Source organism: Erythrobacter sp. S267 (assembly GCF_057365045.1).
Genome location: NZ_CP200298.1, coordinates 2,026,876 through 2,040,306, shown reverse-complemented (window position 1 = coordinate 2,040,306; position 13,431 = coordinate 2,026,876). Strand labels below are relative to the sequence as shown.

At 61.1% G+C, this 13,431-nt stretch carries 13 protein-coding genes; 5 read left to right on the top strand and 8 right to left on the bottom strand.

The annotated features are described in order from the left end of the window. Positions 1-116: 116 nt before the first annotated feature. The 5 genes from AC0V6X_RS09680 to AC0V6X_RS09660 form a co-directional block, all read right to left on the bottom strand. Positions 117-1,403: a pilus assembly protein CpaE gene (locus AC0V6X_RS09680; protein WP_486184346.1), complete on the bottom strand. Its 1,287-nt coding sequence runs from the start codon at positions 1,401-1,403 to the stop codon at positions 117-119. Positions 1,404-1,407: 4 nt separating this feature from the next. Further along, on the bottom strand, positions 1,408-2,052 hold the full coding sequence (locus AC0V6X_RS09675; protein WP_486184345.1) for a CpaD family pilus assembly protein: 645 nt from the start codon (positions 2,050-2,052) through the stop codon (positions 1,408-1,410). Positions 2,053-2,078: 26 nt separating this feature from the next. Next, a complete protein-coding gene (locus AC0V6X_RS09670) occupies positions 2,079-3,731 on the bottom strand; it encodes a type II and III secretion system protein family protein (RefSeq protein ID WP_486184344.1) in 1,653 nt (550 codons plus the stop codon). 68 nt (positions 3,732-3,799) lie between these two features. Further along, positions 3,800-4,858, bottom strand: coding sequence for a Flp pilus assembly protein CpaB (gene cpaB, locus AC0V6X_RS09665; protein WP_486184343.1), 1,059 nt, complete (start codon positions 4,856-4,858; stop codon positions 3,800-3,802). A gap of 125 nt (positions 4,859-4,983) precedes the next feature. Next, positions 4,984-5,475 (bottom strand): A24 family peptidase, encoded by a 492-nt coding sequence (locus AC0V6X_RS09660; protein WP_486184342.1) that lies wholly within the window; start codon positions 5,473-5,475, stop codon positions 4,984-4,986. A gap of 254 nt (positions 5,476-5,729) precedes the next feature. Between AC0V6X_RS09660 and AC0V6X_RS09655 the strand changes: the two genes are divergently transcribed. From AC0V6X_RS09655 to AC0V6X_RS09645, 3 genes are all read left to right on the top strand, one after another. Then, entirely contained in the window at positions 5,730-6,644 is a 915-nt protein-coding gene (locus AC0V6X_RS09655; protein ID WP_486184341.1) for an alpha/beta fold hydrolase, read from the top strand. Further along, a complete protein-coding gene (locus AC0V6X_RS09650) occupies positions 6,644-7,768 on the top strand; it encodes an NAD(P)/FAD-dependent oxidoreductase (RefSeq protein ID WP_486184340.1) in 1,125 nt (374 codons plus the stop codon). Before AC0V6X_RS09655 ends, AC0V6X_RS09650 begins: the two co-directional genes overlap by 1 nt. A gap of 66 nt (positions 7,769-7,834) precedes the next feature. After that, positions 7,835-8,011, top strand: coding sequence for a YegP family protein (locus tag AC0V6X_RS09645; protein WP_486184339.1), 177 nt, complete (start codon positions 7,835-7,837; stop codon positions 8,009-8,011). Positions 8,012-8,197: 186 nt separating this feature from the next. Here the strand turns inward: AC0V6X_RS09645 and rnhA are convergent, their stop codons facing one another. From rnhA to ispH, 3 genes are read right to left on the bottom strand one after another with little or no spacing between them, the layout of a single operon-like run. Further along, the gene (gene rnhA / locus AC0V6X_RS09640; protein ID WP_486185562.1) at positions 8,198-8,641 is read right to left on the bottom strand and encodes a ribonuclease HI; all 444 of its coding nucleotides are present in this window, start codon (positions 8,639-8,641) and stop codon (positions 8,198-8,200) included. A 29-nt stretch (positions 8,642-8,670) separates the two neighbouring features. Next, on the bottom strand, positions 8,671-9,669 hold the full coding sequence (gene thrB, locus AC0V6X_RS09635) for a homoserine kinase (protein WP_486184338.1): 999 nt from the start codon (positions 9,667-9,669) through the stop codon (positions 8,671-8,673). 25 nt (positions 9,670-9,694) lie between these two features. Beyond that, on the bottom strand, positions 9,695-10,690 hold the full coding sequence (ispH, locus tag AC0V6X_RS09630; protein WP_486184337.1) for a 4-hydroxy-3-methylbut-2-enyl diphosphate reductase: 996 nt from the start codon (positions 10,688-10,690) through the stop codon (positions 9,695-9,697). A 123-nt stretch (positions 10,691-10,813) separates the two neighbouring features. Between ispH and AC0V6X_RS09625 the strand changes: the two genes are divergently transcribed. Both AC0V6X_RS09625 and argS read left to right on the top strand, forming a co-directional pair. After that, positions 10,814-11,464 (top strand): hypothetical protein, encoded by a 651-nt coding sequence (locus AC0V6X_RS09625; protein WP_486184336.1) that lies wholly within the window; start codon positions 10,814-10,816, stop codon positions 11,462-11,464. A gap of 191 nt (positions 11,465-11,655) precedes the next feature. Further along, entirely contained in the window at positions 11,656-13,407 is a 1,752-nt protein-coding gene (argS, locus tag AC0V6X_RS09620; RefSeq protein WP_486184335.1) for an arginine--tRNA ligase, read from the top strand. Positions 13,408-13,431 lie beyond the last annotated feature (24 nt).

The window sequence follows — 13,431 nt, the reverse complement described above, 5'->3', positions numbered from 1 at the left end:
GCTGACGCTGGAACCGACGCCGGGATGCGGCGGTGATCCCCGGTAATCCGTAGTCCCTCGCGACCGGCCGCGCATTTGGGGAAGGTCTCCCCGTCATGCGCGACCACTCGCGGGTGTTACTCAGCAGCCTCTTCGACTTCTGCGTTCTTGTCTTTCTTCGACAGCAGACCCTTGAGCTGGAAACCGCCCAGAAGCGATTTCTTCTCTTCGGTCACGCTGGCGAGGTCTTCTTCGCTGGCACCCATGATGCGTTCAGCGATCTGCTTCATCGCAGCGGTGGCTTTCGAAGACTTGTTCGCCTCGACAAACACCTGACCCAGCTTGGCAGCGTTCGCAGCGGCTTTCGCGTCGTAGGGGACCATGAAGTCCACCTTACGCTCAATCGACGCTTCGAAATCGGCCTTGCTGATTTCCGCGATGCCCGGCTGAGCCTTGTTGGCGACGATCATCGGGTGAGCGTGCGCCGCATTGGTCTTCAGCCAGCTGAGGATGCGGATCGTGTCGCGGGCAGAAGCCAGCGTCAGCTCGCAAGTCAGCAGGACGAGGTTCACGTCGGCCAGCAGATGCGGGAAGTTGATCAGCATGTTGCGCGGCAGATCGATGACGGTCATTTCGAACGCCTGGCGGAATTCTTCCTCCAGCTGAACGAAGGCCGCACCATCGGTCATCAGCGGCTGGCTGATCGGTGCCTCTGCCGACAGGATCGACAGATTGTCGCTGGCACGGATCATGGCGCGTTCGATGAACAGGCCGTCGATTCGGCTTGGGTTATCGATCGCGTCAGTCAGGCCGCGGCCCGGCTCCAGATCCAGCGCAAGAGCGCCGGTGCCGAAGTGCACGTCGAGATCGAGCAGAGCGGTCGGGGCATTGTGATGCTCCGAGAACTGCCATGCAAGCGAGGTTGCCAGCGTCGAAGCGCCAACACCGCCACGCGTCCCGACCACTGCGGTCGAGATGTGACGCTTGACCGCTTCGCCATCGCCCGATTTGGGCGAGGTGAAGACCGCAAGCGCGCCGTTCAGGGCATCATGCAGAGCCTGAGCGTTCAGCGGCTTGAGCAGATAGTCGTGGATCCCGCTAGCCAGCAGATCGCGATAGAGGCGCACGTCATTGACCTGGCCAATTGCGATCACAACGGTGCCGGGCTCGCAAACCTCTGCCAGGGCGTTGATGTCGTTGAGCGGATCACCGCTTTCCGACAGGTCGACGACCAGAATGGCAGGCGAGGCGCTGACAGAAAGCGACTGGATCGCGTTGCGAAGACCGCCTTTGTTACACTTCTCCGGCTGCCAGCCCATCTCGATCACGACCGGACGCAGCACGTCGAGCGCGGCATCGTCGCAGATATAGGCGGCAAACGGATCGCGATTGCCGGGAAGACCCGATTTCCAAGGAGCATTCATGAGATCAGTTCCCTCCAGCAGTAGCGGCTTGAAGACCACCGGCGCCCGTAGGCTCGGCGTCACGATAGGTTTCGATGGCGCGGGTGCCGGTTGCGATCACAGTCTCACCCGTACCGGTTTGACCTTCGAGAAGGTCTTCCGGATTGGCGATCATCGCCGCCATGTTCGAGTTGACCGCGCAGCCATATCCCGGGCTGGTGCCATTCATGTAGTTGCTGTCAGAGCGAGCCGACCAGTCAGGGCAGCCTGGAACCTTGGCTTCGGAACGCGTGATAACCACGCGTGCCTGACCCGGTTGCAGCATGCCCGAAGTCGTTGGAGCAACAGTGTCGACAATCAGACCATAACGGCCTGCCAGATCGTTCACTGCCTCTTTGACAGCCGGGTTAGAGCTGGGGTCTTCGATCGTCACGCGATCGCCGTAACCCAGATCCATCGTTTCAAACCAACCGTTGACGCGCTGCTGCTCGGAGATCGAGAGGCCAGAGCGATTGGTGTCAACGTCCAACGTGAAGTTGGTGCGTTCCACCACCGGTTGCTTGGTGCTGTAAAGCGATGTGTTGGTCGGCATCCCACCGCAGGCTCCCAGAGTGAGCCCGAGCGACAGGATAGCGGCGCCAAACAATTTGCTATTCTTTGCGAGTTTCATTGGCTGATACCTTTCGCTTCCAAAAATTAAAGGCTGAAGCCGGGTGCAGCCGCTTCGGCTTGACGATCCCGTCCACGAGTGTTGCGATCATCGGCCCGGCGTTCCTGCTGCGGAGCATTCGGAAGAACCGCTTCTGGATCGATCTGGCTGATGTCCGGGTTAGGCGCATCAGGCGATGCAGCCGTCGGACCCGGACGCTGTTCGCCCGAAACACCCGAATTGTCCTGATAGCCGAGGAACTGCTCGAATTCGTTAGCCGAGTGGTAGCCGTCGGTCGGCAAGCGAATGTCGCGTGCGTTGACCGGCTGCACCAGATACGGCGTCACGATGATGACCAGCTCTGTTTCGCCCTTACGGAAATCGCGGCTGCGGAACAGGTTGCCAAGGATCGGAATCTCACCAAGACCCGGAGCTTTATCGAGAGCGTTCTGAGCGTTGGTGCTCATCAGGCCTGCGATCATGAAGCTTTGGCCCGAACCCAGTTCGATGGTCGTTTCCGTCCGGCGCGTGGTCAGTGCAGGCACCTGGAAGCCGTTGAGAGTGATCGACCCTTGGGTCGACAGCTCGGAGACTTCTGGACGCACCCGCATCGAGATACGGCCGTTCGACAGGACAGTCGGGGTGTAAGCGAGGCTCACACCGAACTGCTTATAGTCGATCGAAACGTTGCCGAGCCCTTGCGAAATCGGAATCGGGAACTCACCACCGGCAAGGAAGGTTGCCGTTTCGCCCGAAAGCGCGGTGAGGTTCGGTTCGGAAAGCGTGGTGATGAGGCCCAGACGCTCCGACAGGTCGAGCGCTCCAAGAACATCGAGACCAAACAGACGGCCAAGACCACCCAGGGTCGTGCCACCATTGGTGCTGTTGCCGATGGCCGTTCCCGGAATATCTTCGGTCAGCGGAACACCGTCACCATCGGTCACGATATTGCCAAGAAGATCGCGAACAAAACGCGTCTGGTTGACGGTGCCGGCACCCGGACCAACGCTAAGCGGACCGCCTGCGTTGAAGCCTTGTTCACCGGTCAGGGCGCGGCCAGAGCCAAGCCCGCCAAGGAAGGTGCTGCCGCTCGATCCGTCAATCGTCGTCAGGTTGCCGCCAATGGCGCGCACCAGCGAACGGCTGACTTCTGCGAAGGTCACTTTGACGTTCACTTGCAGCGGCGTTGCAGTCTTAAGACGGCTGATCACATTGGCTTCTTCGCCAAGGAAAGCAGACACAAGACGCTCAGCTTCGGCTGCATCTTCAGGCGCTGCCACTGTGCCGGTCAACAGCACAGTGTTGGTGCCCATAGTCGCAACGCTCACTTGAGCATCCGGCATGGCCAGGGCGAGCATCTGGTCGATGCTGCCGATGTTCGAACCCACGCGGACATTGGCCGAGAAGATCACATCGCCGCGAGCATTGCTGGCGTAGATCGTCGTCTCACCGCCTGCGCGGCCAAAGACATACAGCTGACGCTGCGATTTGATCTGAACGTCGGCAATGGAATCGTTGGCGACAAACACATCGGCCATCGAACCAGGAACAGTCACCAGCTCACCGCGACCGATCGAAAGGACGATCTCTTCGCTTGGGCTAACAACCTGCTGCGCTGTTGCGGTGCCAGTGGGAGCGGCAACCATCGGCAGCGCTACCAGACCGGCCAACAGGGCCTTGGTGTAAGACTTGACTTTCATAATGGGCTCCCCCGTGGATTTCCCTGAAAAATTCGTTCGATTGCGTGACGTGCGCATGGTCATTCCCCTCAACGGATCGTGCTACCAGCGCCCGGACGCACAGCTGTGCTGACCGAACCGCCAACCGGCACTTCAGTGGTGGCCTGACCGCGGGTCACACGGACCGTCGGACCTGCATTGACAGGAGCGCCATCCATGCGCGCCGGAACACCCGGAGCCGCTGGCGTCGTACGGCGACCGCCGTCGTTCTGCGGTGGTGGATTCTTGCGCTGGAAGCGCGAGACATCGCCACCGGTTGAGAAAGTCGAGCGAGTGTCGATCGGACGGCTCATAGCCGAACGAAGGATACGCTCTTCCTCTTCCGGCGTAGCGTCGTCGGGAATGTTGACTGCACCCGAAGCAATCGCACGCTCAAGCTCAGCCTGGTTGTCAGAGATCGAACGCAGAACCAGCGTCAGTTCACCAACGGTCTGAGCAACAGCAACCTTCTCGGCGATCTGCGGCGTCACTTCGAGAGTAACGGTACGGAACGCACGAACAACGGTCTTGCCTTCTTCGTCGGTCACTTGCTCGGTCGTCTGGTCGGTTGCGAGAACGCGAAGGTTACGCAGAACCGTCTCAGCAGCTTTCAATGGTTGGCCTTCGCCGGTCACTGTCTGCGTGAGAACAACGTCAACGCGGTCGCCCGGGAAGACAAAGCCAGCAACGCCGGTCTTAGCCGACACCGGAACCGTCACAGCGCGCATACCGGCGCCAAGAGCAGCAGCCAGGAAGCCACGGTCACCAGGACGCACGAGCGACCCTTGCGTGACAGGCTCACCAGCGGTGACAGGATAACGCACAACCGTGCCGAGCAGCTGGCTCATATCCGATTCGCCTTCAATGAAGTAGGCGTCCTGAACGAGCTCTTCGGGCCATTCCTGATAGCCCATCGCGTCAGCGGTAATGATCGTTCCCGCAGGCAGAGCGCGGTTTGCGACCAGCACCTTGGGTCCTTCGACCGCAGGTGCAGCGGCGGCTTCAGCAGCCGGAGCTGCATCACCAGCGAACATGCTACGTGCAAGGAAAGCGCTTCCGATCGCTACGACCAGTGCTCCAAGCAGCAGAACAAGCTTCTTCTTATCCATGGCTAATCAGCCCCCTCGTGTCGGCCCTGAAAAATTGCGGGCGGGTATGGTTGCAACGGTTAAGGCGCAATTGGTTAAGATCGGGTTCACGGCGCGGAACTCTCCGTACCTTCGCGCAAAAAAATTTAGGCAAATTGGGGAACGGCGATCAGCTGCGGGTACAGGACCCACAGCACGCCCATCGTGATGGCAACGCCGTAAGGAAGGCGCGGCCGCTTCTTTGGTTTGATGATGATCTGATAGGCGACAAACAGAAACGCCAGCAGGCCACCGGCAAGGGCCATGGCGATCAGCATCTTCGTGAACAGGAACGGCGTCAGCCACAAAGACAGCGCGCCCAGCAGCTTGATATCCCCACCACCCAGGATGAGGATGCCCAGCTTGTACCCGATGAAGGCGATACCGATCAGCAGCGCGCATACGCCAAGGGCAAAGCCCAGCTGCCAGGCCATGTCCGGCCAGAGCGACAGACCACTCGCCCACCAGAACAAAGGCGCGCCAGCGGCAATGGCGATGTTGAGCCAGTTGGAAATCGTGCGCGAACGCATGTCGGTATAGGCTGCAAACAGCAGCGCAATTGCCAAGGCAACCAGCAGTCCGTAGTGAAAGATCGACATTGTCATCGCCCCTGCATTCGCGGTTTTCACAGAAGGTAAACCCATCTGGTTTTCGCGTGTCTTGGGGCGGTGCTACAGGTGAGTGCTTACGAAATAGTAACCAAACTCGGAGGGATCCGATTACCGAGACAACGCACGTTTCGACCGGCCTTGGAAACAATGCTGGGTCAACTGACACCGGCCTAACCAATCCCGGAATAACGGCATCCTCCGGGATTGACCGTAGAGCGATCCCGCCTGCCGCCAGCGAAAGCGTGTGGCACGCAGCCGATGGTCATGCGCTTCGCCGGATCGACTGGCCCGGAGCCAATGACAACGCCGCCCCGCGCGGATCAATCCTGTTCATGCCCGGGCGCGGCGATACCTATGAGAAGTATATAGAGAGCCTGGAGGAATGGCACCGCGACGGCTGGCATGTGACCGCCAGCGATTGGCGCGGGCAGGCAGGCTCTGGTCGGCTCGGCAAGGATGCGGTTACCGGGCATATTGAGGATTTCACGGTCTGGACCGCTGATCTCGCTCACATCTGGGAGCAATGGATCAAGGAAGTTCCCGGACCCCATGTGCTCGCTGGGCACTCGATGGGCGGGCATCTGATCATGCGCGCTCTGGTTGATGGCTTGATGGAGCCGGACGCCGTCGTCCTCTCCGCCCCCATGCTGGGGATGCAGGGCCCGCCTCTTCCGCTGCCCATTCTCCACACCGTCGCGAAGTTGATGAATGTCGTCGGCGATCCGACCCGTCCGGCGTGGAAGTGGAGCGAGAAGCCGGGCGAGCTGCCCAAGGACCGCGTCAATCTGCTCACCCATGATCCCGACCGTTATCATGATGAAGAGGTCTGGCGCACCAACCGGCCTGAGCTGGTCATGGGCCCTGCGAGCTGGCGCTGGGTTGAGCGGGCCTATGCATCATGGCGGCGGCTGGAGGAGCCGGGCGCGTTGGAGGCTGTCACAGTCCCGGTCTTCATCGCCTCGACAATCGCCGACAAATTGGTCAGCCACGATGCCAATGTCCGCGCCTCTGAGCGCTTGCCCAACGCGCAGATATACATCTTCGGCCATGAGGCCCGGCACGAGATCCTGCGCGAAGTGGACGAAGTGCGCGCTCTGATGATGGACGCGATCGCCAAGTTCCTTGATGAGGTGGTCCCTCCCAAAGATACCGCCTGATGACCGACACGCTCTACGACTTTGCTGTCATTGGCGCTGGCATGGCAGGCGCAAGCATCGCCGCTGAGCTGGCACCCAATGCCCGCGTGCTGGTGCTGGAGGCGGAAGACGCGCCCGGATACCATGCGACCGGGCGTTCGGCTGCGTTCTGGGAGGAATGCTATGGCGGTCCCGGCGTGGTGCCGCTGACGTTGGCCTCGGGCGGTTACTTGCGCGATCACGGTTTCCTCTCGCAGCGCGGCGCGCTCTATATCGGGCGGGCTGAAGACCGGGCCAAGATGGACAGCTTCGTCGAGAGCTTTGTTGGCACCGGCGTGACGATAGAGCGGCTGGGCGGCGAAGCGCTCAAGACCCATGTCCCGCAATTGCGCGATCAATGGTGCGACGCGATTTACGAAGAGGTCTGCGCCGATATCGACGTGGCCAGGCTGCACCAGCACTATTTGAGAGCGCTCAAGGCGTCGGGTGCGGACCTCATCTGCCGTGCAAGGGTCGCGCATATCCAGCGCGAAGCAGGCGGTTGGCGGATCGGGAGTGAGGCCGGGGAGAGCTGGCGCGCCCGCGAAGTGGTCAATGCCGCCGGGGCCTGGGCCGATGTGATCGCTCAACTGGCAGGCGCACGCCCGCTCGGCATCGAGCCCAAGCGTCGCACGGTCGCGCAATTGCGGGTATCCCAGCCCGTGCCCGATGACTTGCCGCTGGTGCTCGACATCTCAGGCGACTTCTATTTCAAGCCAGACAACGGCCGCCTGTGGCTCAGCCCCCATGACGAAGTGCCCAGCGCCCCTTGCGACGCCGCGCCAGAGGAAATGGACGTGGCGCTCGCCATCGACCGATTTGAACGCGCGACGCAGTGGCGGATCGAGGCGGTGGAGCGACGCTGGGCGGGCTTGCGCAGCTTCGCCCCCGACCGCTTGCCTGTTTATGGCCGCGATCCAGAGCTTGCTGGCTTCAACTGGTTTGCAGGCCAAGGCGGCTTCGGCATCCAGACCGCTCCGGCTGCCGCGCGCTTGGGCGCGCAGCTGCTGTTGGGGCAGGGGGCAGATGCGCTCACGGAAAGGATCGACCCGGCGAGATACGACCCCTCGCGCTTCGCAGCTGTAAAAGCTTGTGCAGCGGGCTAGTCAGCGCGGGTCCTATCTGCAAAAAGGGTCGAGAGTTTAACATCATGTAAGAGGGAGAACCATCAGATGGCTCATCATTTCGAGATTTATAAGGACAAGGCCGGCGAGTTTCGCGTGCGCTTCAAGTACAATAGCGAAATCATGTTCTCGACCGAAGGCTATTCGAGCAAGTCGTCGGCGCAGAACGCCATCGACTCGATCAAGAAGAACGGCCCGGACGCACCGGTCGAAGACAACAGCTAAGAGCTTTTGATCGGCGCACAGGCGCCGGTCAGACCTCCCGCCCCACCTCCCCGCCCGGCCACCAAACCTAATTGGTATTATTGGTGGCCGGGCGGGGAGGCGGGGTGGGAGGTCCGCAGCGTAACAAGAACGGGCGTGTCACCAGCGGGTGGCGCGCCCTTTTGCTGTTTGCGGGGGTGGTGGGCCTTAAGCCTCAGCTGCGATTTTCTCGGCCTGATCGCTGGCGAGTTTGTCGACCCGCTCATTCTCGGGATGGCCTGAGTGGCCCTTGACCCAATGCCATTCGACTTGGTGACGGCCAGCCACATCGATCAATTCGTGCCACAGATCAGCGTTGCGCACCGGTTTCTTGCTCGCCGTGACCCAGCCGCGTTTCTGCCAGCCATCAATCCACTTGGTCATCCCGTCGAGGACATATTTGCTGTCTGAGTAGAGATCGACATGGCAAGGCTCGATCAAGGCTTCGAGGCCTTTGATGACCGCCATCATCTCCATCCGGTTGTTGGTCGTCTCCGCTTCTGCGCCGGAGATTTCCTTCTCATGCTTGCCGAGCCGCAAGAGAGCACCCCAGCCGCCCGGGCCCGGATTGCCCTTGCACGCGCCGTCGGTGTAGATCGACACGCGTTTCATGGGTTTGGCCCCGGTGGTTATGGGTCCGATCATTCTGCACCTCCAAAGATCGTGTCGCCCCTATCAGTATAAATACGCAATCGGCGGACAAAATCCATTGGGTCCTTGCGTGAGACAAGTGCGTCGGGCGGAGTGGTGATCCAGTCTTCGGCCCGGCTGGTGATGAAGCGGACGCAGGCACCGCGGGCGAAAGTGGGCAGGGCGGCGCGCTCTGCGGCGCTGAGGGGGCGGATATCCTCATAACCTGCGAGCAGAGCCTCGCCGACATCGGCGCGGTAGGACTGGCCCTCGTCTGCGAAGCTCCCCCCTGCGAAACACCACGCGGCATGGGTGACGGCGAGGTCATAGGCAAAGGCATCGCTGGCGGAGAAGTAGAAGTCGATCAGCCCCGCGACCGTGTCTCCCAGCATCAGCACATTGTCGGGGAAGAGGTCGCAATGGACGACGCCTGATGGCAGGTCGGCGGGCCAATTTGCGGACAAGTGCGTAAGCTCCGCTTCGAGAATACCAGGCAGGTCGGCATTGATCTCAGCCAGAGCCTCAGCCCCGCAGCGTTCAACGGTAGTCCGCCAGCCGGGCAGCCCCATATCGTTGACGCGCGTCTGATCGAAGTCAGCGACCGCCAGATGGTTCTGCGCCAGCGCGCGACCGACTGAGAATGCCTGCTGAGGCGTGGGGTGATCGACGCTCACGCCCGGCAGATACTCGATCAGAGCGACCTTTTTGCCATCCACATCACGCGCACTCGCGCCGTCCCGGTCGTGAATTGTGCGCGGCACCGGGCAACCTTTCGCCGCCAAGTGGTCCATCAGGTCGAGGAAAAAGGGCAGATCGGCAAGCTCAATCCGCCGCTCATACATGGTCAGGATAAAGCGCGTGGTCTTGCCCGCGCTATCACGCGTTTCGATCAGCCAGTTGGAATTGGAGACCCCTTCGGCAATCCCCTTCGCGCTGATCAGCTCGCCCACATCGTAGTGAGCGATCAGCGCGCTTAGGTCTTCTGCGCCCAGATGAGTGTAGACGGCCATCGCACCAGAGCCTTGATTCGCGCGTCTATTCGGTCAGTTGGCGCGGCAGCTTGAAGACCATCTTCTCTTCCGCTGAGGTGATCGTGCGTTCTTGGATCGGGCGCAGTTTGGCGAGCGTATCGACCACTTCACGCACCAGCACTTCCGGGGCAGAAGCGCCCGCCGTCAGGCCAATCGTCTTCACCCCTTCGAGCCATGCCGGATCGATCTCTTCCGCGCGCTGGATCAGTTTGCCCGGCGTGCCCAGCCGCTCCGACACTTCAACCAGCCGCAGCGAGTTGGAGGAATTGGGCGCGCCCACGACCAGAACCAGATCGCAATCGGGAGCCAGTTCCTTGACCGCTGCCTGCCGGTTGGAGGTGGCGTAGCAAATGTCCTCCGCCTTGGGCCCGCGAATATTGGGATAGCGCCATTCCAGCGCCTGGATCACTTCGCGCGTGTCATCAACCGAAAGCGTGGTCTGGGTGAGATAGGCGAGCGGCTCATCCGATTCGAAGGGAAGCTTGTCGACGTCCTCAATATTCTCAACCAGAGTCATCTGGCCGGGCGCGACCTGACCCATTGTGCCGATCACTTCCGGGTGGCCCTCATGGCCCACAAAGATGATGTGCCGGCCCTTCTCAAGCTGGCGTTCCGCTTGGCGGTGGACCTTGGAGACCAGCGGGCAGGTGGCATCGACATAGATCATGTTGCGCCGCTCTGCCTCAGCGGGGACGGATTTCGGCACGCCATGCGCGCTGAAGACGACCGGAGCATCGGTCGGCACCTCGTCCAGCTCCTTCACAAAGATCGCGCCTTTGGCTTTCAGGCCCTCAACCACATATTTGTTGTGGACGATCTCGTGCCGGACATAGACCGGAGCGCCGTACCGCTCGAGCGACTTCTCCACGATCTCAATCGCGCGGTCGACCCCGGCGCAAAAGCCGCGCGGGGCCGCGATCAGCAGGTTGAGCGGTTCGCCTGAGACAGCGGGTGTTTTCTCGTCTGAGGCGGGCTGACTGGTTTGCAAGGTCGCGTTCATAAGCCTCCCTCTAGCGCTTTGCGTCACGGCTCGCTAGGGCAACGTGACCGATCAGCGGCGGTTCATGTCGCTTTTCGGGTCTGGACGCTATCAACGACTGAATTGTTTTAGGATCACCCACACATGCAATTTCGCTCCCGTGTTTTGCCCGCCTTTGTTCTTGCTGCCGCCCTTGCGGGCTGTGCGCGGGAAGGTGAGCTGGTGTTCGACCAAGGGGTGGGGATCACCTCTGTGCTGAGCAGCTGCCCGGCGGTTGGCATCCCTGATTATACCGGCGATGTGACGACGTTCCGCGTGCCGGGCGATGTGACCGCGAGCAATCTCGACATGACGGCCACGATCACCAATCTGCGCTCGACCTGCGATGAATCATCGGAGCGGGTCTATAGCGAGGCGACCTTCGACGTGCGCGCCCAGCGCACCGATACGCGCGGCAGCCGCACTGTGACGCTGCCCTATTTCGTGACCGTCCTGCAAGGTGGCAGCGCGGTTGTGACCAAGCGGATCGGCGAAGTCACGTTGACCTTCAACGATGGCGAAGATCGCGCCATGGCAAGCGGGCGGGCCGGTTCTTTCGTGGATCGCTCGGCAGCTTCTCTGCCAGAGGATATTCGTGAGCGGATCACCCGCCGACGACGTCCTGGGGACCCCGAAGCCGCGCTCGACCCGCTGGCTGCTCCCGAAGTGCGCGCCGCCATTGCGCGTTCGCGGTTTGAGATGCTGGTCGGTTTCCAGCTGACCGAAGACCAACTGCGATATAACGCGACGCGTTGATTTGTGTGCAGGCCCATCCGGGCCTGCTCCTCGGTGCTGTTCCTCCGCTTCGCTGCGGGCACCTGCGGACGCCCAGTCGGGCTTGCGGTGCTACGCACCGTTTGAGCGCCTAACGTCATCCCGGACTTGATCCGGGATCCCGCTTCCTTCTTCGGCTACTTGCGCCTATGCGCTTGCTCCAAGAGACAAACATGACTGAAACCACGACTCTTTACGCCGCCTATGCTGGCATTATCGACGCCGCGCTGACGGACCTCGTCACTGACGGCACGCTGCCTGAGGGCACTTCGTTCGCCAATGTCACGCTGGAGCCGCCGCGCGATCCTTCACACGGTGATCTGGCGACCAATGCCGCGATGGTGCTGGCCAAACCTGCCAAGACCAATCCGCGCAGCCTCGCCGAAGCGATCACCGCCAAGCTGGAAGCGCATGACGGCATCCAGAGCGCTGAGATTGCAGGGCCAGGCTTTATCAATCTGCGCCTCGCACCCGACGCGTGGCTAACTGAGCTGAAAGCCATCGATGCGCTGGGCGATGATTATGGTCGCTCCACAATGGGCGCAGGTCGGCGCGTCAACGTCGAATATGTCAGCGCGAACCCCACCGGCCCGATGCATATGGGCCATTGCCGCGGCGCGGTTGTGGGCGATGCGCTTGCCAGCCTGCTCGAATTTGCAGGCCACGAAGTCACGCGCGAATATTACATCAACGACGCCGGAAGTCAGGTCGACACGCTCGCCCGCTCCGCCCATCTGCGCTACCGCGAGGCGCTGGGTGAGGATATTGGCGAAATCCCCGAAGGCTTCTATCCCGGCGACTATCTGATCGCTGTCGGAGAAGCGCTCAAAGCAGACTTCGGCGACAAGTATCAAAGCGCTTCGGAAGAAGAGTGGCTCCCCGTCTTCCGCGCTTCCGCCGTCGACAAGATGATGGACCTCATCCGCTCCGACCTCGCGCTTCTGGGGATCGAGCACGATGTCTTTGCCTCAGAAGCCGCTCTGCATGCCGCCGGCAAACCCGATGCGGCAGAGAAATGGCTGCGCGAACATGACCTTGTCTATGACGGCGTGCTCGAAGCGCCCAAGGGCAAGGCCCCGCCAGAGGATTGGGAGCCGGTCGAGCTGCCGCTGTTCCGCTCGACCAAATATGGCGACGATCAGGACCGCCCGATCAAGAAATCGGACGGCAAATGGACCTATTTCGGCGCTGACCTGGCCTATCACATGCAAAAGGCGGAAAATGCCGACGAGCTGATCGACATCTGGGGCGCGGACCATGCCGGGACCGTGAAACGGATCAAGGCAGCGGTCGCGGCGCTTTCTGAAGGGAAAGGCGACCCCACCCCGTTCGACGTGAAACTGGTCCAGATGGTTCAGTTGATGCGCGGGGGCGAGCCGCTCAAAATGTCGAAAAGGTCGGGTAATTTCATCACGATAGCCGACATGATCGACGAAGTGGGCAAGGACGTGGTGCGCTTCACTATGCTGACCCGCAAACCCGAAGCGCAGATGGAGTTCGACTTTGCCAAAGTGGTCGAAGCGTCCAAGGACAACCCGGTCTGGTACGTCCAATATGCCCACGCGCGGATTCAGTCGAACTTGCGCAAGGCATTGGAAGAAGAGAGTATTTCCCCCTCCGCCGATGCACTTGGCCAGCTTGGGGAAGAAGAAATCGCTCTGATCCAGCGCGCTGCACAATTCCCGCGTGAGGTTGAAGCTGCCGCGAAAGCGCGCGAGCCACACCGGATTGCGTTCTACCTCTACGACCTCGCAACCGACCTCAACGCTTTCTACAGTCTGGGTAACACCGATCCGCAAAAGCGGTTCATCGTGAAACAGGATGCGCCTTTGTCAGCCGCACGCCTTTTCCTAGCCGCTTCAATCGGGCAAGTGTTACGTAACGGGTTACGCGTGCTTGGCGTGGAGGCCGTCGACCGCATGTAAGCGGCCAGATGCAAGAGGGTTAGC

Bases quoted from the DNA above. Each gene is read 5' to 3' on its own strand.
- AC0V6X_RS09625 (WP_486184336.1), top strand. From the start codon at position 10,814: ATGCAATTTCGCTCCCGTGTTTTGCCCGCCTTTGTTCTTGCTGCCGCC.
- rnhA (WP_486185562.1), bottom strand. From the start codon at position 8,641: ATGAAACGCGTGTCGATCTACACCGACGGCGCGTGCAAGGGCAATCCG.
- argS (WP_486184335.1), top strand. From the start codon at position 11,656: ATGACTGAAACCACGACTCTTTACGCCGCCTATGCTGGCATTATCGAC.
- AC0V6X_RS09645 (WP_486184339.1), top strand. From the start codon at position 7,835: ATGGCTCATCATTTCGAGATTTATAAGGACAAGGCCGGCGAGTTTCGC.
- AC0V6X_RS09650 (WP_486184340.1), top strand. From the start codon at position 6,644: ATGACCGACACGCTCTACGACTTTGCTGTCATTGGCGCTGGCATGGCA.
- thrB (WP_486184338.1), bottom strand. From the start codon at position 9,669: ATGGCCGTCTACACTCATCTGGGCGCAGAAGACCTAAGCGCGCTGATC.
- AC0V6X_RS09675 (WP_486184345.1), bottom strand. From the start codon at position 2,052: ATGAAACTCGCAAAGAATAGCAAATTGTTTGGCGCCGCTATCCTGTCG.
- AC0V6X_RS09680 (WP_486184346.1), bottom strand. From the start codon at position 1,403: ATGAATGCTCCTTGGAAATCGGGTCTTCCCGGCAATCGCGATCCGTTT.
- ispH (WP_486184337.1), bottom strand. From the start codon at position 10,690: ATGAACGCGACCTTGCAAACCAGTCAGCCCGCCTCAGACGAGAAAACA.
- AC0V6X_RS09670 (WP_486184344.1), bottom strand. From the start codon at position 3,731: ATGAAAGTCAAGTCTTACACCAAGGCCCTGTTGGCCGGTCTGGTAGCG.
- cpaB (WP_486184343.1), bottom strand. From the start codon at position 4,858: ATGGATAAGAAGAAGCTTGTTCTGCTGCTTGGAGCACTGGTCGTAGCG.
- AC0V6X_RS09660 (WP_486184342.1), bottom strand. From the start codon at position 5,475: ATGTCGATCTTTCACTACGGACTGCTGGTTGCCTTGGCAATTGCGCTG.